Raw genomic sequence first — 18,079 nt, forward strand, 5'->3', positions numbered from 1 at the left:
AGCAACAGAATACGGTACGGTTCCAGGCATGCTGGATAGATGGTGTTCTCAAGTTGCACAACTTCGGCGGGCACTCCAACCTTCAACAAGGGAATGGCCAGACCGTAGAACCCTCCCAGACCCGAGTCGCTGGCATGCGGGGCAGCACGCTGAAACATCATCGTGTCTGATACGACAATCCCAATGCCGCGCGTCCCCATATCGTAAGCAACGTCCGGCTGATTCATGTCATTTAGCGCATTGAATACGATCAGCAATTGCGTAGCATAGTCGGCGGGAATCCCCTCGCGGTCGGACGTCTTCGAATCGAGGTCAACCTTGGGATACGACCCCTTAAAGATCCGATCCGGCCAGGGCATGACTTCGTACCGGGAGGTCTCCGGCCACATCAACGAGGCGATGACCGTGCATTCGTAGTTGAGCCGGTAGTCGTTCCAACTGCGGTTGGGATTGTCCTCAACCGGGTCGGCCAGGAACCAGACCTTCTTACCCGTAGGCCGGACCATGGCCTGCATCTGACCGTACTCGAAGAACGCTGTTTCAAACGTACGCTCTTTGGCCACGCCACGATATACGTTCGGTGTACGCGCGGTACCGGTCCAGACCTGAGCGATATATCCATCAAGTTGAGGAATGTCGATAAGATGAGACTCGGGACTCACAATGCGCCATTGCGCGTAGTTGATAAGACTGTGAGTCGGCACGTGACACTCTATGGTGCGGCCCTGTTCCGCGGCGCGCTTCTCCACGTGCGCAAACACTTCCCGCAACGCCTTGAAGTAGAGTTCATACTTGAGCTTGCTCGCCCGGTATTGGGCATCGGGACTGGAATCGGGTTCCTGCCACGGCTCGCCGTAAAACAGTTGCCACTCCCGCTTAAACGATTCGCTCCACCCGGCATCTGCCCAGAACTCAGGTTCTTCCAGGTATACTGCGGAAGCGCCCGCATCGACCGCAGGCTCCACGTATCGCTTGATGTATTCAATGTACGAATCGGACGGCACGTTATAGCCAACATCCGTGCTATTGCCGTGCATGAGCAACTTGCCGGACTTGACCGTTTGCACTTCGTCCTTCTTGAAGGCGTCTCCGCTTCCGTAATACGAACCGTACTCGCCCCACGCGATACCCGTCATCATCGAGACGTTGTATCCTTTAGAGCGCCACACCGACGCCCGTTCGGCGAACGTATCTCCAACGCCGTAGACAATTGCCACGTCAGAGGCTGCATCGATTTCGGGGGAATACGGCGCATAGACTTGAAAACAGGTGTAGTCGCGCAACGGCGTCTGCGCAACGGCACAGGGCCACCCCGACACGACACCGGCGGCACACACAAATAGACAGACCTTAAGATTATTCACGCGATGATGTATCCGTAGCCAAACCCCTGAAAACACGTTCCGCACACCCCAGTGACCATAGCATGCAATGGCTAATGAGTCAATGAAGCAGACCGCTCCTAAACCTAGCCAATCATGACCCTCGGCATCGATATCGGACAATTGCGGCGCGATTCGGGCGGTGATACGATGCGCCGCATGAGTGTTCCACGTCTCCAGATTTCCGACCGGCTTCGAGAGTTGATGTCGTTTCGACGCTTGACTGGCGAAACGCCCCGCGTATTGGTCCTTCGCAGTCACTATTGGCTGGACGGCGGTTGCCTCAACGCCGCAAACATACTTGGCTGGCAAGTCGAGGCCGTGCCCGTGGTCATGGAGGGAACGCTGTCACGCGATGCGGTTGCGAAGCTGCTGGAGACCATCATCACGTTCAGGCCCGATTTCATCCTCTCGATCAACTTGAGCGGAATGGACACCAACGGCATGTTTGCGGCCCTGTTCGACGACCTGCAGACGCCACATGTCACCTGGTTTGTCGACGATCCCAGGACTATCCTCATGCGGAATCCCGCGTATGCAAGCAACCGGACTATCGCTTTGACGTGGGACGACGCTTATGCCCCCCACCTGCGCGAAGTCGGCTTTCCGTTCGTGGAGTGGTTTCCCCTCGCGACGGACCCCGCCGTCTTCAACGCGCCTCCGGGCGAATCCTGCTTCCCTCCCACGTTTGTGGGCAATTCGATGGAGGCATTCTCGGAACGCGCTTGGGCAGGACTCGACGCTTATCCGCACCTGAAACAGGTGGCTCGCGATGTGTTTGACGCGGGTCTCGTGACACGCGAGAACTTTATCGCGGGGGTCGACAGGATTGTTGGGTCCGACATCGCCGCGACGCTTGATGCGGAGACCGACCGTTTGCTGGAAATGCTCTTCTTTATTGAGGGTACGCGCCGGCTCCGCCGAACGTATGCGGAAGCGCTCGTTCCGGAAGGTCTGGAGCTGCGCGGTGATGAAGGCTGGGCGCGGAACTTCCCGCAGTCAGGGGACCCGCTCACGTATCTGGACCAATTGCCCACGTTCTACGGCCAATGCGCGCTGAACTTCAACGCCACGAGCATTCAAATGCCCAACACAGTCAATCAGCGTGTCTTTGATTGCCCGGCAGCCGGAGGTTTTCTCCTTACCGACGCTCAACCCGACTTGGAACGCTTATTCGACGTGAAGCACGAAGTTGCGCAGTACCGGTCTGTGGAAGAATGTGTTGACCTGTTCCGGTATTTCCGTTCGCGCGAGGACGCGCGCAGACCCATCATCGAAGCAGCACGGGCGCGGATTCTCAGTGAACACACGTTCGTACACCGCATGCTCCGGATTGTGGACTTGGTACGGAAACACTTCGCGTAAGGACTGACTCCGTCCAGCGTCAGCGATTTGAGTGTTTCCTCATCCCGCAAGTCCCTCGTTTCGCAGACAGGAGCCGTGCAGCGAAGTGCCCTCGGGCATTCTCGCACTCACTCCCGAGTGCAACGAAATAGCGCTTATATACAGGAAACGCCGATAAGCATTGTCATGCTGAGCGGTGGACCGCGCGAGCGCGGGTTTTGGTGGTAGAAACAAAAGCCAAGCGGACAGCCTTTTCTCTTGAGTGCCGCAGGCACGGCAGACTCTAGCCTGGGGTGAGATTAGCGTCACCGACGCGAATCGAAACCCCAGGTACCTGCCCCCACCCAACGTGAGCCCTGTAAGGGCGAATGCAACTTGTTGGGTCCGTTTCTTAGGAGTCCGCCTCTGGCGGACAAAGCATCTGGTTTAGAGATTAATCCGTCCAGTGCCAGATGCTTCGCTGCGCTCAGCATGTCAAACGAATATCAGCCACCAGTGTCGTCTTTAGCAGGATACCCGATGGGAGCGACATGTACGCTACGATTGATTCGATTTAAAATCACGCGTATCGCTCTTTGAGATAGGCTTCGAGCATCTGCAGACGATGCGCGTGCGTGTGATGCGCGGCAATGCGGGACTGTGCGGCGCGCACAATTCGCGTCCGTTCATCGGGGTGCTTCAAATAGTATTGAGTCTTGTCCTTCAACTCATCCAAGTTGTCGAAGGTCGCCGACTCCGTATTGGGTTCGAAGAACTCGGAGAGGTCTCCTTGATTGTCAGTCAACAGGAATCCGCCTGCCGCCGGGCAATCGAATACCCGTTGATTGACCGACGTTCGCATCTGCAGGCTCGTCGTGTTCAGATTGACGGCGGTATCGCGGTAGAAACGCGCCAGGTCCGTAAAGTAGCCGACGGCGCCATACGCTTTCTTCGTGATGCTTTTCCAGTGCGTATCGCCATGTGCCTCAATGCCAAGGGGCGTGAGCGTGCGTACGAGATCGCAGCGCATACGCCTCGTGGCCTCATACACGAGACACAACTCGGCGTTTCGCCGGGCGCTTTCGTCGGCGCGTTCCAGAATCGCAGGATCCAGAATCGCGGTGACTCCTTCCGCGAATGACTCGCGCGTCACGCGGCCTTGGTCGAATGCCCGTTTTACTTCATCACGCATTTCTGGAGCCAGCTTCAGTTTTTCCCAAGCTTCCTCAGCCTGGTCAATCATGGAAGTCCCGACAAAGGCCACGCTACGGACATGATTGGAGCGCGGTTCTCCGCGAAACAGTTCCGGATCGGTTGCGTGCGGAAGAAACAGAACATGCTCGAATCCGAGGCTCTTGAAATGTGGGATGTACGCCTTCTCCCAGGTCGCGGCCACCATGAAGGGCGAGGCGTGAATCACCGTCCTGAACAGGATCATGCGCGGCGTGTCCGTGAACCAGCTCACATACGGGATGCGCGCATCTTCAAAGAAGCGCGCAAACATGCCCATGTCGTCCATGCCGGCGTAGTTCGAAGTCAGAATGAAGTGTGGCTTGAACTCCCCCACGGCCGTGAACAGTGTTGCGATTTGTTCGCGGGTCAGACCGCCGGTCATGACCGAAGGGACCGTCGCCGTCTGCCAACCGAGGCTCTTGGCAGCGGCAATCCAGCTTCTATCGAAAAAGTACTGCGTCTCCAACACGAGCATGCGTGTTGGGCCGGTGAACTTCCGATAGTCCAGAATACGGCGAAGGCCTTCAGAAATTGCGAGCCGGGGCTTGGGCGTGTCGTCCAAAACGTTTCCTCAACGCTCTATGGTTATGCGCTGCACCTCGGGCAGGCGCTCTTCGAGGCTGGCGATGAGGCCTTCGAGATTCGGGCTGGTCTTGGATATGAGGTCGAGGGTCACGTCCATGCGCTCGCCCTTTCCGACGACTCGCAGCCGCGACGCGGTTACACGGTACCCCAGGCTTTTGACGTGCTGTTCCACCTGATTAACAAGGTTGAGCCCTCCCGGCATTCGGATTTCGAGGGAGAATTCCGTTTGCGTCGGCAACGATTCGGATACCCGAGACAGCACGGTCACCGTCATGAGCGCAATGGCAGTTGCGAGCGTGGCCAAGGCGTAGAATCCCGCGCCGATGGCGATACCCAGCACGGCCACAAACCAGAGCATGGCTGCGGTGGTCAATCCTTTGTGAACGTTACCCACATTAATGATCGCGCCCGCGCCAACGAATCCGATGCCCGTCACGATTCCTGCCGCAATGCGTCCTCGGTCCAGCCACACCGGGGCGCCCTGACGCGACCATTCGGCGGCTATATAGTCGGAGACGATCATGGCCACGGTCGATGCGACACAAACGAGAATGTGTGTCCGAAGTCCGGCGGCGCGCCCTTTGCTTTCTCGCTCAAGTCCGAGCACTCCAGCAAGGGCAACGGCCAATCCCAGTTTGCTTAAGACATCTCCCAATTCCGCGTTGCTCACGGTTCACCTCACGGGAACGTACGAGATTTCATCGCACGATCGTATCGAACTTGGGCTTTTCCTGTTCCGTGGCGGGCGCACCAACCTGTTGACGGCGTTTGTCGATTTCGGCGGGATCCGCATTGCGGCGCGCCGCTTCCGTCAGGTACTTTCGGGCCGTTTCGATGTTCTTGTTCGCCACCGCGAGGTCGCAGAGACGCAACCAGGGCACGGGGCTTTGGGGATAGGCAGCGCACGCTTCCTCCAGAAGGCGGACTTCCAGTTGCGGTTGTTTGAGGCTCGCGGCGATAGCTGCCAATTGAACTACCGGCAGGCTAATCTCCGTCCCGTTGGAGGCCGCGAATTCGAGGTAGTGTCTCGCCGCATTCCAATGCGAGTTGGCCGCACACCGCTGCGCCAACTGCATCCAAGCGGGCGCGTTGCCCTCAGGAACAGCCGGCGGCGTTCCCCACTCTTTCGTGAACCGTTCCTGGTCGTTCACAATGGCCCTCGCCACCCCCATCAGCAGCCAGCCATCCAGATCGTCGGGATAGCGTTGAATAAACTGGTCGAGAAGATAGGTAGCCTGAAGGATCTGACCGCGAATCATGAACACCTGAATCTGTGTCCGAACAGTGTCCTTCGCGGTCGGCTCCTTGGAGACCATATCCCGTGCCTTGGCTTCAATGTCGCGAAGCATCTTCAAGGAAGTCTGCACTTGCCGCAATTGCCCCGCGGCAGGCGACTTTGTGTCACTACCCACCACTGCCGCGAGCTCACGCTCTGCCATCTCCAAGTTGCCAATGCTGGCGAGATTTGCCGCATAGGCAACGCGCATTTCCGGGGGGAGTGCTCCCAGCTTCTCCGCGCGCCGGAAGTAGTCGATCGCATGCAAGCGGTCGTTCATGTCGTTTTCCACCGCCGATCGCGTTTCCAACAAGGAAGCGAGATTAAGCGTGTACTGCAAGTTCATCGGATCCAAGCGCAGGGCCGCAAGCATCGGTTCATAGGCGTCGTCGAGCTTGCCCAGCATTTGAAGCGTCGCGCCGAGACGATTCAGGGTTTCGGCGTGGTTGGGTTCAATTTCCAGGGCTTGCCGCAGCGTGGCTTCCGCGGCGTTCAAATAGCGCTGGGCATCTTCTCGCTGTGCTGCGGCCGCGGGAGCTTCTTTGTTGCGTGACAATTCGGCGGCATTGCGCAAGGCCGCTACCGCATCGTCGAAATTGAGTGCTCCAATCCGGCGATACGGCCAGGGAGAATCGGGGACTTTCGTCTCCGCGTCTTCCCACACGGCGATGACGCTGTGCCAGACGCGATTGCGCATGTAGACACCCGTTCCGCAGACGACGAGCAAAATGGCTGCCGCGATCCCCGCCATTGCCCGCGCGGGCGGAATTGACAACACAAGGCTAACCAGCCACGGGACTATCGCGAGAGCGCCACAAAGCGCGAAGTAGACGCTGCGCTCCGTGAACGGATTCTCCAGGGACACCTGCCACGCAAGAAGGGCAAGTCCCGCAACGGCCCACAACATCGAAATGCCCGAGGGAATGCGCCGGGCCAAGAGGACCAATCCCATTAGTGTCAGAACACCCAGAAACGAAACGGCAAGGGTGATTCTCGATCGCCGTTCGCCGTAACTGGATGTATCGATTACGGGCGGAATGTCGTGATCGGCGGAGAGCAGCGTCGGATTGAATGCAAGCAGAAGACCATTCGTAACCACGGAAGCTTTGGCCGCATTGGACGTGGGAATGGTGTCGTCGGGGAGCGCCGAAGCGGGGAGATGGCCCCAATGCGAGACAATCACGAGAACGGCAAGCACGCCCCAAATGAACCCGTGTGCCGGCAACCGGCGAAAGACTGTTCGGCCGTGCAGGCTCAGGTCTGTCAGCAACACGAGGAAAGGCACAAGCGCCGCGGCATAGCCGGCGGCCCACGCCAACGCCAAAGCTATCGCAGACAGTCCGAGGAGCGCGAGAGCGCTGTGCTTGGGGTGATCGGCCGCCCGCAGGAACAGAAGCATGCTCGCCAAGGAGAAGAATGTTACGAGCAAACCGGCCCTACCGGCCACGATGTTGATGCTTTCCGATGCCGCGGGATGCAGAACGAGAAACAGCCCGGCCAGCATCGCGACCGGCTCCGGCACCCTGCGTTTGAGCAGCCGCCTGCACAGAAGATAAAGCAGGACGCCGTTCAGCAGGTGAATCGCGATATTGACTACGCGCTGCGCGGCGGGACTGGCAGGCGCGAGATACCAAATCTTCGCGTATGAAAGGACCGCGAGCGGCGAATCGGGTTGAGCATGCACGGCATCGGGGAAGTTCGTCCATGAATGGAGCGCTTCGTTATTAACAAGCACTCGCTGGTCTTCCACGTTGAAAGGCGAGTTCAGCACGTTCGAGTAGGCGATAACGCCCACGATGACAATCAGGAATGCGCTCATCCAGACCTGCGCGGTCTCGATACCCACGTTGCCCTTCAAGACGGGTTCTGAAAGACGTTTGTCGAGTTCGGGTTCGCCGGTCAACTCCTCATCCGCCGAAGGGGCACGAGAATCGTCCGGGGGAGGCGGCGCGTCATTGGATGGCGCGTCAGCAGGCAGCGAAGGCTGCTCGGTATTCGATTCAGATTCTTCTACGGAATCCCGCGGATTCTCAGTCATACGTGTGCTTTCCAGTTCGCAATGCTGCGGCTCGACTCAAGAACACCGGACTCAGTATAGAGAATCGGAAACCCCGGATGGAACTGGCTCGCGGTCTAAAGTCGCACGCATCAACGCCGCGCGCCGGCGCGAGCGGCGACCGCAATAAGACAAACACAGCCGAGAACGGCCAAACCTGCCCCGAGAAAGAGCAGGTTTCTCATGGCCACGTTCACCACTTCGACCGACACAGCATCGGCCGTTGATGACTCCGATCGCGAAACAGTCAATTCCCAGCCGGCCTCCGTCAGAGTCCCGCCTGAACGAACACTCTTCGTCTGGCGCGTGCCGTCGCGAGTCACCGTCAAGTCGTAATCGTAGACAGCCGGCGTAACCTCCGCGTCGAATTCGAACACGCCATCTCCACTGTTGTACGTTTCACCTTCGCGCACGTAGAACTCGCGGTCCCCAACTCGAATGCCAACCTCGTAGGAGGAGGTGGACCCGGGCGAAGCGTATGCACCACCTTCCAATGCCTCTCCAATACGGATAGAAGGCCCCCCAGGTTTGGGACACCAATTCTGCGCTCCGAGGCTGTATGTGCCCACAGGTACGCCATTCTCAAGATAAAGGGCCTCGGCGCGGTTTTGTCCCCATCCGAAGAGCGCAAACACTCGGGGACGCCCCAACGGATCCTCAAAGCGGATTAGGTCGTCTGATTCGCCCGCGCGAAGTTGACGCCGCTGCTTCTTCCCCTCGCGGACCGTCTCGACGACAATCGATGGCGCTTCCCCCGGTTGCACCTTGGGCACCGACACGAGCATGGCGTAGACCCCATTCTCCAGCTCCACGCCCGACCCCGGGAGCAGTGACTCTATCCAGGTCACCTCCTTCCCATCGTCGATGCCCCACCGCGCTTGCGGCAACTGCGCAGCGCCCGCCTGCACAGCGGCCAGGGCCTCTTCCCGTGTTGAGCGCCACGCGAAGTAGACAGCCGTCTCGGAGTCGAAGATATGGCACGAATCGCCGGTCAAGACCACTCGCTGTCCGTGTTCTGACGCATCCAAGTAAAATACTTCGGCCATCGGTTCGCCGCCGGGTGCAGACACAATCCCCGACCACGGCCTCACCTCAAGGATCTCACCGTCTTCCGGGCCCACCTCAAACTTCGTTCCCGGCACTGCCTCCATGGCCCTACCACCTGCAAACTGATGACCTCCGTAAGCCTTCACATCTTTGTTCCTGACCATAACTCCGAGTCTTCCTGCCACCTTTTTGGACTCGATTTCCTTTGCCCTATCCAGCTTCACACTAAACGGCAATTCGGCGATGTCGTAGAGTTCGTTTGAGAAGACTTGCGTTGAATTTACACTCTGGCAAAGTGACAAGACGTCATCTTTGGACATGGACAGTCCAAGATTACCGACGAGTCGTTTGGATCCAGGGTAATTGCTTGTCCGCCATGCGTATCGTTCTTCCTTGCCCGAAGAGACTTGGAGAGTTCCGGCAAACTGACGCTGCCACGCCCAGAACGAGAGGACCACGCCTGTCACGACGAACGCAAGACTGACAAGGAGCAGTGTCAGCTTACGAATAGAAAGGCGGCGCTTTTCGTCTCGGTTCATAGGGTGATCCGATTGGTTTCCTGAAATCCTTGCTGAATCACCGCCGCCGAACCTCTAGGGCATGCTACTTGACCATCGCTTCGTCGCGTGGGACGGTCCGGCGCGTAAACATACGCGCGAAGAACTCGCCGAAATCGATAACCATGGTATAGAGCGTGGGCACTACGACAAGGGTCAGGAGAGTGGCAAAGCTCAGTCCATAGATTACGGCAATGGCCATCGAACCCCACCACTGACTGGACTCGCCACCCTGTGTCCACTTGAACGTGAAGAAGTCGAAACTTACGCCCGTTGCCATCGGGATGAGGCCCAACACCGTCGTCACTGCGGTGAGCATTACGGGGCGAAAACGAGTTGTGCCCGCTTCGACGACCGCATCGTAGAGAGGGACACCTCGCGCGCGAAGCTCATTGATAAAGTCCAGCAGCACGATGGCGTTGTTCACGACAACACCGGCCAAGCTAATGCAACCGATTCCGGTCATCAGGATGCCGAACGGCATGTTGTGTATGTACAGCCCGAGGAACACGCCGCCCAAAGACAAGATAACCGATGTCATGATGATAATCGGTTGAAGAATCGAGTTGAATTGAGCCACCAAGACCAAGGCAATCAGCAACAACGCCGCGATGAACGCCCGGCCCAGGAACGTTTCTGTCTCTTCGGAGTCCTCGTTCTCGCCCGTGTAACTAATGCTGTATCCGGCGGGCAATTCAAAGGACGCCAACTTATTTCTCACATCGTTGAGCACTTCCGGCGAACTCTTGTCGCCTTCCACTTCCGCGGCCACGGTCACCGTGCGTTTGCGGTCGATCCGTTTTACACTCCCGAGTCCCGCTCCCTGCTCAATCTTTGCTACCGTGGAAAACGGAACAGCCTCGCCACGAAGATTGATGAGATTCATAGAACCGATATTCGAAATGTCTTCCCTGAATGCCGCCGGGAATCGCACAATGACATCGTATTCTTCGTCGCCTTCTCGATAATCACCGGCCTTGCGTCCTTCAATGGCCGCCTGAACCGTGATTCCGATAAACGCCGTGTTGAGTCCCGTTTTCCAGGCTTGCTGGCGGTCCACTATGACGCGAACTTCCGGTTTGCCTCGGTTGTAGTCATCGCGCAAGTCAACGAGGCCGGGAACATCCTTAATCTCGTTCCGAATCTCCTTTGCCAACGATGCAAGCGTCTCAAAACTGTCGCCGCTAATCTCGATATTGATGGGCGGCCCGGTTGGCGGTCCCATGTCCATTTGCTCGATCCGAACCGTCGCGCCGGTGACGCCTTCCAGTTGCCCACGGACCTTCTCGACGATTTCGCTGGGCATGACTTTGCAGTCCGCCAGCTTGGGGAAGTCCATGGTTACACGGCTGAGGTGAGTCGTATTGGAGCGTCGCTGTCCCGTCAGGCTGGCCCCCTGCGAGCCGACGTTGGCGATGACGTGTTCCAGTTCACCGCGTTCAAGGTAAGGCATGAGAACCTCTTCCACCTGCTTTACATACTGGTCCGATGTCGCGAGGTTGGTGCCTTCGGGGCATTCGATATCGATGTTGGCCTGCGGAGGTTCAACAGTCGGCGTGAATTCCAGCTTGGCTGTGGAAAAGAACTCGACCGAAACGGCGATCAGCGCCGTCACGCAGAACAGCATGGTCACGACGCGGTATTCCAGGGACAAACGCAAGAACTTGCGATAGGCTTTCAGCAACGGATGGCGCTTGACCTTTCCATCCTGCTTCTCCGCTTCTTTTGTAGGCATCAGGTCAGCGGCCAATGCAGGATTCACGACCATGCCCACAAACAAGGAACCCATCAATGCAAGAATCACGGTGATTGGCAGATACACCATGAACTTGCCCCAAATGCCGGGCCAGAAGAACATGGGGACAAAAGCCACGACTGTTGTCACGGTGGAACCTATAATGGGCCAAGCCACTTCGGCTGCACCCATCTTTGCGGCCTCCACACGCGAATATCCCAACTGCATGTGCCTGTGGATGTTCTCGATGATGACGATGCCGTTGTCCACCAGCATCCCCAGGGCCAGAGTCAGGCTAAAGAGCACGACCATGTTCATGGTGATGCCGGACATGTAAAGCACCGCGAACGTGATTAACATCGATATCGGAATGGCGAGCGCGATGAAAACCGAGTTCACGATTCCGAGAAACATGAAGATGATGCCTACCACGAGAATCAACCCGCTCAGCATGCTGTTCTCAAGCTCGCGAACCATGTCGCGTACGAAATCGGACTCGTCCCAAAGCGTGGCGATCTCGATGCCGCTGGGCATGCGCGTCTTTTCGGTGTCGAGCAACTCGCGAACTCGGTCGGCGACTTCAATGATGTTCTGCCCCGTGCGCTTGGATATGGCCAACGTGACGGAGGGCTGGCCGTCCACGCGCGACAAGGAATCGATGTCTTTGAAACCGTCTCGAACGGTGGCAATGTCGCGCAAATACACGACGCCCTCGGGACCCATCTTTACGACCAGTCCCGTTAACTCGTCGGGAGTCTTGAACTCGCCCGGAGTTCGCATCAGGAACTTGGCTTCACCCAAGTCCATGGTGCCGCCCGGCGTGTTCACGTTTTCGAGGCGCGTAATCTCTACGAGATCGGCCATGGAGATCCCGTACTGAGCAACCCGATCGGGGTCGACCTCGATTTGGATTTCGCGCTCCACGCCGCCGATGATCTGCGCATCGAGCACTCCGGGAACGGCCTCAATTAAGTCTTCGAGATCTTCCGCGACCTCGTTGAGTACGGGCAGTCCGACATTGCCCTTGAGAGAAACCAAGACAATCGGCAATTCGCCGAGGTTGATTTCGTTTATCATCGGGTCGTCGGCTTCTTGCGGAATGTCCGGCTTCGCCAAGTCGACCTTATCTCGGACTTTCTGGAGGGCGTCATCGATCGCCGTATCGGGCTCGAATTCAATGACGATACTCGATGCCCCCTCGACGCTGTTTGAAGTGATCTCTTTGACGTCCGAAAGACCGGTGAGCTTTCGCTCGATGGGAACGGTGACGAGCGACTCCATGTCTTCGGGCGAAACGCCCTCGTAGGTCGTGGTAACGACTACATAGGGAACAATGATTTCAGGGTTTGATTCGCGAGGGATAACGGCGTAGGAAAACCCGCCGAAAATAACGATGATTACTACCAGCACATACACCGACGTGCTGCGGTTTACGGAGAGATCAATGAGTTTCACGGCAGGGTCTCTTGAACCTTGACCGGCTCACCCGGACGAACGTCGTGCTGTCCGACAACGATGAGGTGGTCGCCCGCCTTGAGACCGGCGGTAACCTGGACGGAACTCCCTTTGACAACGCCTGTCTCGATCTGTCGCACAACCGCATTGCCGTTCTCTTCAACGAACACAACTCTCTTATCATCCAGCAATGCGCTCGCGAAGATGGGGATAACGATAGTATCGGGATAAACACCGCGCACGAGCTCGGCGCGTGCAATCATGCCGGGCTTGATCACAGCTTCTGCGTTCCCAACTTCGACTTCGGTCAGGAAGGTGTGCGTTGTTGGATCGGCAGTGGGAGTCATTTTGGATATGACTCCATCGAAGTCCCTATCTGGCATAGCGTCCAACGCGATTTTTACCTTGTCGCCAACCTTGAACTTCAACACATCACGCTCTGGCACGCCGACTTTGACCTTTACTCTATCCAATTGCACAAGACGGACAAGCGGCTTGCCTGTGTCGGTAAACTCGTCCTTTTCCATGAAAATGCGATCGACGATTGCGTCGAACGGAGCTTTCACGATGCTCTTGTTCAATTGGATTTGCAGCGAGCGAAGGCTGGCTTCTGTTACGTCCCGATTGGCGACGGCGCTGTCCTTGTTTTGCTGAGCGGCAACGCCACGGTCCACCAAACGTTGTGTCCGGTCAAAATCCTGCTTGGCAAGCCGGAACTGCGCTTCAGCCTGATCATACGCGGCACGGATACTCTCCGTGTCGATCTGAAACAGGACCTGACCCTCTTTTACGTGATCTCCTTCTTCGATATTCTTCGCTTCGATCTTGCCACCGATTTCGGCGCTTAGCATGACTTCCTTCCATGCCTCAACCGTGCCGGTAAGCCGAAGGGTATCTTCAAGCGTTGTGTTCTTGAGGACTTCGATGTTTACGTTTGGGATTTTGACCGCGTGGTTTTCTGTGGCAGCTTTGGCTTGCTCCACTTCCTTATCGACTCCCGCGACAACTCCACCGCCCGCAGCTTGAAGCATTGAGCCGAAGCCCACGGCGATGGTCCGCCAGCCAATGGCAGAGATGACCACGAGCGCCCCCGCGCACAATACAATTGCGCATGCTACCAGAGTAATAAACGATTTCTTCATACCGTAATGACCGTGTCGACGCGTTTTGGCTCATCTTCGGCTGCACTGCCGACTGCGTACGCGCCTACCGTGTTATCCCGTCAGCTAAGGATTGACGGGTGCTGTCCTAGAATAGGCCCCCTCAAGAAAAATGTCCACCAGACTCTCCCCCAAAGCTTGGGACAAGACCATGTGCGGACGATTGATCTTTGTCATGATATGCATGTCCATGATACCGCAAAAGGCCATCGCGAGGGTACTGGGGTCGCGGCCAACGAACACCCCGCTGTCTACGCCCTCCTGCATGATTCTCACGATACGGGAGAAACGGGACTCCCAAAGCGCATCCTTGTCCACCTTGGGCGCCTGCATGCGTGGCGCAAAGAACGTGTGAAAAATGAGACGCACGACTTGCGGTGAACGCTCAGCGTGCTCAAACGCGTTGATGACAATGCACCGCAGCCGGTCTCGTATTCCCGTAATATTCCCCAACTCGCGGTCCATATCGTCGACCAATTCGGCAAACCATGATTCCACGAGCCGTCTGTACAAGTGCTCCTTGTTCTCGAAGTAGTAGTAGAGGACCGGTCGAGTGACGCCGGCACGCTCGATAATCTCTCGAATGCTCGTACCCGCATAGCCCTTTTCGGAAAAGAGGCCCAGCGCGCTCGCCAAAAGACGTTTCTCGGCCTCATTTGCCGTGCTCACTTCGTCTGGTACATGGTCAACGCGTGTAGTCATCAGAACTCCGTTGGACCGAACGGTCGATAAAGACATTTATCCTAACCAGGACAACCATTGCTTGCAACTCTCGCGGCCTGACAGCCCGGCTGAATCCCTGAATCCGGAAATTACCTGACCTAGCCAGCTCCGAAGTCCTATCATAGCAGGAATGGCCGTCTGAGCGCATTCCGTATATCGACAAGGGCAAATGCGCGGAATGTTACCGGGGCGGAAAGATTACAGTAAGCACGCGGAGTGTTGGCTGTCCCAATCGGATACTCCTTGCCAGATTTTCGCATCGCATGCATTGGTTAAGCCTATACTCCGGTGAACCACACCGTACTTCCGAACAGACCAGGATCTGATAGCAGGTGCAATTGTCCTTCAGGAATACCCTTAAATACCCATGAATGCTTGCGATTCTCCCTAATGAGTCAACACCGGACCGTAGCCGTTCGCAATGCGGAGCACCGGGGCAAGAAGAAAACCGGGGACTCGCAATGGCTCGATAGTCGGGATTCCTCACGAACCTTCTTCATTACTACTTCGTTCACAAGGTCTGCAATGAAGAGCGATGATGATCGCCACAAACAGAGTGTGTTCACGAGAAATCCTCATGGCATAACCTTAACGCCCTGCACGCGAGCAATTTGCGCCGGCGCGCAGTTGCGCCGGTGCAAATTGCAGGCTAGACCCAGGCTCCTGAATAGAACCTCTGTTTTCGTCGATTCGCTTACACGCTGATGTCTTGTAGCTCCCAGCCGCTGCGGAACGTGGGCTTGACGTAACGGTTCGCTTCGTCGTTGTTCGTGAAGCGTAGTTTCGCGCCATCCCATTCAAGCTTCTGGTTCGGGAAACGCCAACTGATGGCGCCGAGCAAGATCCACTCTGTGTATGGACCGGCGATGCCGAAGTTGGAGCATGGAGCGTCTCCTCCCCTGCACCCCTGGAGCCAGTCTTCGTAATGTCCGGGCGAACGTTTCAGGACCTGAGGCGGCAGCGTATACCCTTCCATCTTCGATCTCGGCGTCAGACTGAAGCCCTCGCCACGGCCATCGGTACCCAGGAAGCCCTTGGTTCCCACAAAGATCTCGTTGAAGTCTTTGCAGTCCTCGGCAGTAAGTCCGGCGGGCGGCGTGAACTTCGAGGCCATATTGCCTTCGTACCAGTAGATGGAGACCGGAGGCATCTTACCGGAAGGAACGAACTTGTTTGGGCGTTCGGGGAAATCGAACCGGCACACGTAGTGCGGATAGGTAACGGGATTCACGCCTTCGACCGCGGTACACTCCACGCTGACCGGGCTGCCCAGTTGCAGCGCCCAGTTCGCCGGCCCAAGCATGTGAATGCCCCAATCGCCAACCATTTGCGATCCGTATTCCTGAAACCCGCGCCAATTGGAAGGATGGATCTTCGCGCTGTAGGTGTGCTCGGCCGTGCGTCCCATCCAAAGGTCCCAATTCAGATTCGCGGGAACCGGCTCGGCAGGCGGCCACTCGGTAATGTCGCGCGCGAAACCGCCGCCGCACATCGAGTGCACTTCGGTGATGTCGCCCAGTTCGCCGTTCCAAATAATCTCACACGAGACTCGCGTGGCCTCGGCGGAGTAGCCCTGGTTCCCCATTTGCGTTACGACGTTGTACTTTTTCGCCGCGTTCGTGAGTAGACGCGCTTCCCAGACGCTTTGCGTGAGCGGCTTTTGACAGTACACGTTCACACCGCGCTCCATAGCGTACAGCGCAACCGATGCGTGCATGTGATCGGGAATCGTGATCGTTATGCCATTGAGATTCTTGTGCTCTTTGTCGAGCATTTCGCGGAAGTCCCGATACAGTTTCGCCTGGGGAAACGCCTCAGCCGCCTTCTTCAGGAAATTCTCGTCCACATCGCAGAGCGCGTAGATATTCTCGCTGGCAACGTTTCTCACGTCGCTGGCCCCTTGCATGCCACCTACGCCGACACATCCAAGATTGAGCTTGTCGCTGGGCGCAGTCTCGCCGGAAGCGGCCAATACGCGGCGCGGCACAATCGAAAAGACGCCGGCAGCCGCCGTCGCTGCCACAAACTGCCGCCGCGTGATTTTCTTCTTACTCATTAAACCCCTCTCCTTTGCTGATTCGAAACGAGGCATCTGCGCCTCGCCAGTCCATCTCTCAGTCCACGTTTAAGCACACTAACGCCGGCCCTTGGTCTCTTGGCCAGCTCTTCCGTTTCCAACTACCTGAACAGGACCAAGCAACCCCGCCGGTTGCAGGGGGGATTCGGCCTTCCAGTTCTTTGTCGTCGTGAACGTTTCCGGAGTTGCAACTCCGGGTTGTGCATCGCCAATCAAACGGTTTATCCACGTGTTGACCACGTCCACTTCAAGCGTGTTCTCACCCTTCTTCAGGGCCTTGCTGATATCCAGTCGATAGGGCTGCTTCCACAACGCTCCGGCGTCAATACCATTCACGCGGACGCGTGCCATTTCGTGCACCATCCCGAGATCGAGAATAGCGGTAGTACCCACCTTCGAAACGGAGAAACTCGTCCTGTAGGTGGCGGTCCCCGAATAGTACTTTATTGAGGAGGCGTCCTGTTCCGTCCACGACCGCAGCGTATCGCTTGTGATCTCTCCCGAGGGAAACGCAATGGTCCACGGCCCGTTCAGTTCCGCCATCACTCGAAGTTTGGGCGAACGCGGTTCCGTACGCGGTGAAGACTTGGCAAACACCACAAACACCGACCCGGATGGGTCGAAATGCAGGGTCATCGAAGTCCGCCCATTTCGAGTCTTGGATCGCACGGGTTCGATCCTTCCACTGTCGGGCCTCCACAACGTGGGCTTCCGATCATCTACGCGAAATGAGATGGTCTCCGTACGTTCTTCACGCTTCTGATTCGACACGAAGTAAATGTCGATATCGCCCTCGCGGCGATGCTTCCACAGCATATCTTTGGGACAATCGACGTCCGCGGGAGTCTCCAACTTGGCGAGGGCCTCGGACACGTCTATCCCGGTCATGACGCGGTGATTGCCCCAAAGTCCGTCGGCGAGTCTCTTCACTTCGTCGTCGGCGCGCGGGAAATCCTGAAGGCTCGGGGAACGTTCGGGCTTCGGACCGAGGACCTGCCCACCCGCTTCCACCAACGCGGCGATCTTCTTGAGCAAGGCAGGCCGCATGGTGTCGGATTCGGGCAGGACGAGCAGGCGGTAGCTCACGCCGTTCGGCAGTACAAATCGCCCGTCCTTCACGCTCAGGGAATTCTCGATCACGTCGGCGTTGATATAATCGAAGTCGTAGCCTGCAGGGAGCTCAGGTTGGCGTATACCGGCCATCTTGGGCGCGTCTTCGCTAATGAAATACGCCACATCCGCCACCGGCGACCCGGTCTGCAACATCACGCTGCACCGGCGCAAATAGTCAACCCATGGACCTGCGTAGTCTATCCACGTGTTTAGTCGATTGAATTCCGTGCCCCACGGCGCGTTGATGCCTGGTTTCTTGTCATCCCACGGTTGGTGTATGACAACGTGAAGCACGAACTGATTGATGCCTTCGCAAAACGCCCAGTCTCCACGCGCTTTGAAATCGCGCGGCGTATT

General features: G+C 57.2%; 11 protein-coding genes. 1 reads left to right on the top strand and 10 read right to left on the bottom strand.

Annotated elements, in window-relative coordinates; genetic code table 11:
- Positions 1-1,364, bottom strand: a 1,364-nt coding sequence (locus tag K1Y02_18170; GenBank protein MBX7258295.1) for a hypothetical protein, incomplete at its 3' end; no start/stop codon positions are given.
- 177 nt (positions 1,365-1,541) lie between these two features.
- Here K1Y02_18170 and K1Y02_18175 point away from each other — a divergent pair.
- Entirely contained in the window at positions 1,542-2,747 is a 1,206-nt protein-coding gene (locus tag K1Y02_18175; protein ID MBX7258296.1) for a glycosyltransferase, read from the top strand.
- 538 nt (positions 2,748-3,285) lie between these two features.
- Here K1Y02_18175 and K1Y02_18180 read toward each other — a convergent pair.
- The 9 genes from K1Y02_18180 to K1Y02_18220 all read right to left on the bottom strand — a co-directional run.
- Positions 3,286-4,500 (bottom strand): glycosyltransferase, encoded by a 1,215-nt coding sequence (locus K1Y02_18180; protein ID MBX7258297.1) that lies wholly within the window; start codon positions 4,498-4,500, stop codon positions 3,286-3,288.
- A gap of 9 nt (positions 4,501-4,509) precedes the next feature.
- Positions 4,510-5,193 (bottom strand): MgtC/SapB family protein, encoded by a 684-nt coding sequence (locus tag K1Y02_18185; protein ID MBX7258298.1) that lies wholly within the window; start codon positions 5,191-5,193, stop codon positions 4,510-4,512.
- 28 nt (positions 5,194-5,221) lie between these two features.
- Positions 5,222-7,837: a hypothetical protein gene (locus K1Y02_18190; GenBank protein MBX7258299.1), complete on the bottom strand. Its 2,616-nt coding sequence runs from the start codon at positions 7,835-7,837 to the stop codon at positions 5,222-5,224.
- A gap of 110 nt (positions 7,838-7,947) precedes the next feature.
- Positions 7,948-9,441, bottom strand: a complete 1,494-nt coding sequence (locus K1Y02_18195; protein ID MBX7258300.1) for a hypothetical protein — start codon at positions 9,439-9,441, stop codon at positions 7,948-7,950.
- 64 nt (positions 9,442-9,505) lie between these two features.
- On the bottom strand, positions 9,506-12,649 hold the full coding sequence (locus K1Y02_18200) for an efflux RND transporter permease subunit (GenBank protein ID MBX7258301.1): 3,144 nt from the start codon (positions 12,647-12,649) through the stop codon (positions 9,506-9,508).
- On the bottom strand, positions 12,646-13,791 hold the full coding sequence (locus K1Y02_18205; GenBank protein MBX7258302.1) for an efflux RND transporter periplasmic adaptor subunit: 1,146 nt from the start codon (positions 13,789-13,791) through the stop codon (positions 12,646-12,648). Before K1Y02_18205 ends, K1Y02_18200 begins: the two co-directional genes overlap by 4 nt.
- 84 nt (positions 13,792-13,875) lie before the next feature.
- Positions 13,876-14,511, bottom strand: coding sequence for a TetR/AcrR family transcriptional regulator (locus K1Y02_18210; GenBank protein MBX7258303.1), 636 nt, complete (start codon positions 14,509-14,511; stop codon positions 13,876-13,878).
- 715 nt (positions 14,512-15,226) lie between these two features.
- Entirely contained in the window at positions 15,227-16,588 is a 1,362-nt protein-coding gene (locus K1Y02_18215) for a Gfo/Idh/MocA family oxidoreductase (protein ID MBX7258304.1), read from the bottom strand.
- A 78-nt stretch (positions 16,589-16,666) separates the two neighbouring features.
- Positions 16,667-18,079: glycoside hydrolase family 2 (locus K1Y02_18220; protein ID MBX7258305.1), on the bottom strand; the 1,413-nt coding region annotated here is incomplete at its 5' end.

The sequence above is a fragment of the Candidatus Hydrogenedentota bacterium genome (genome assembly GCA_019695095.1).
Taxonomy (GTDB): domain Bacteria; phylum Hydrogenedentota; class Hydrogenedentia; order Hydrogenedentales; family SLHB01; genus JAIBAQ01.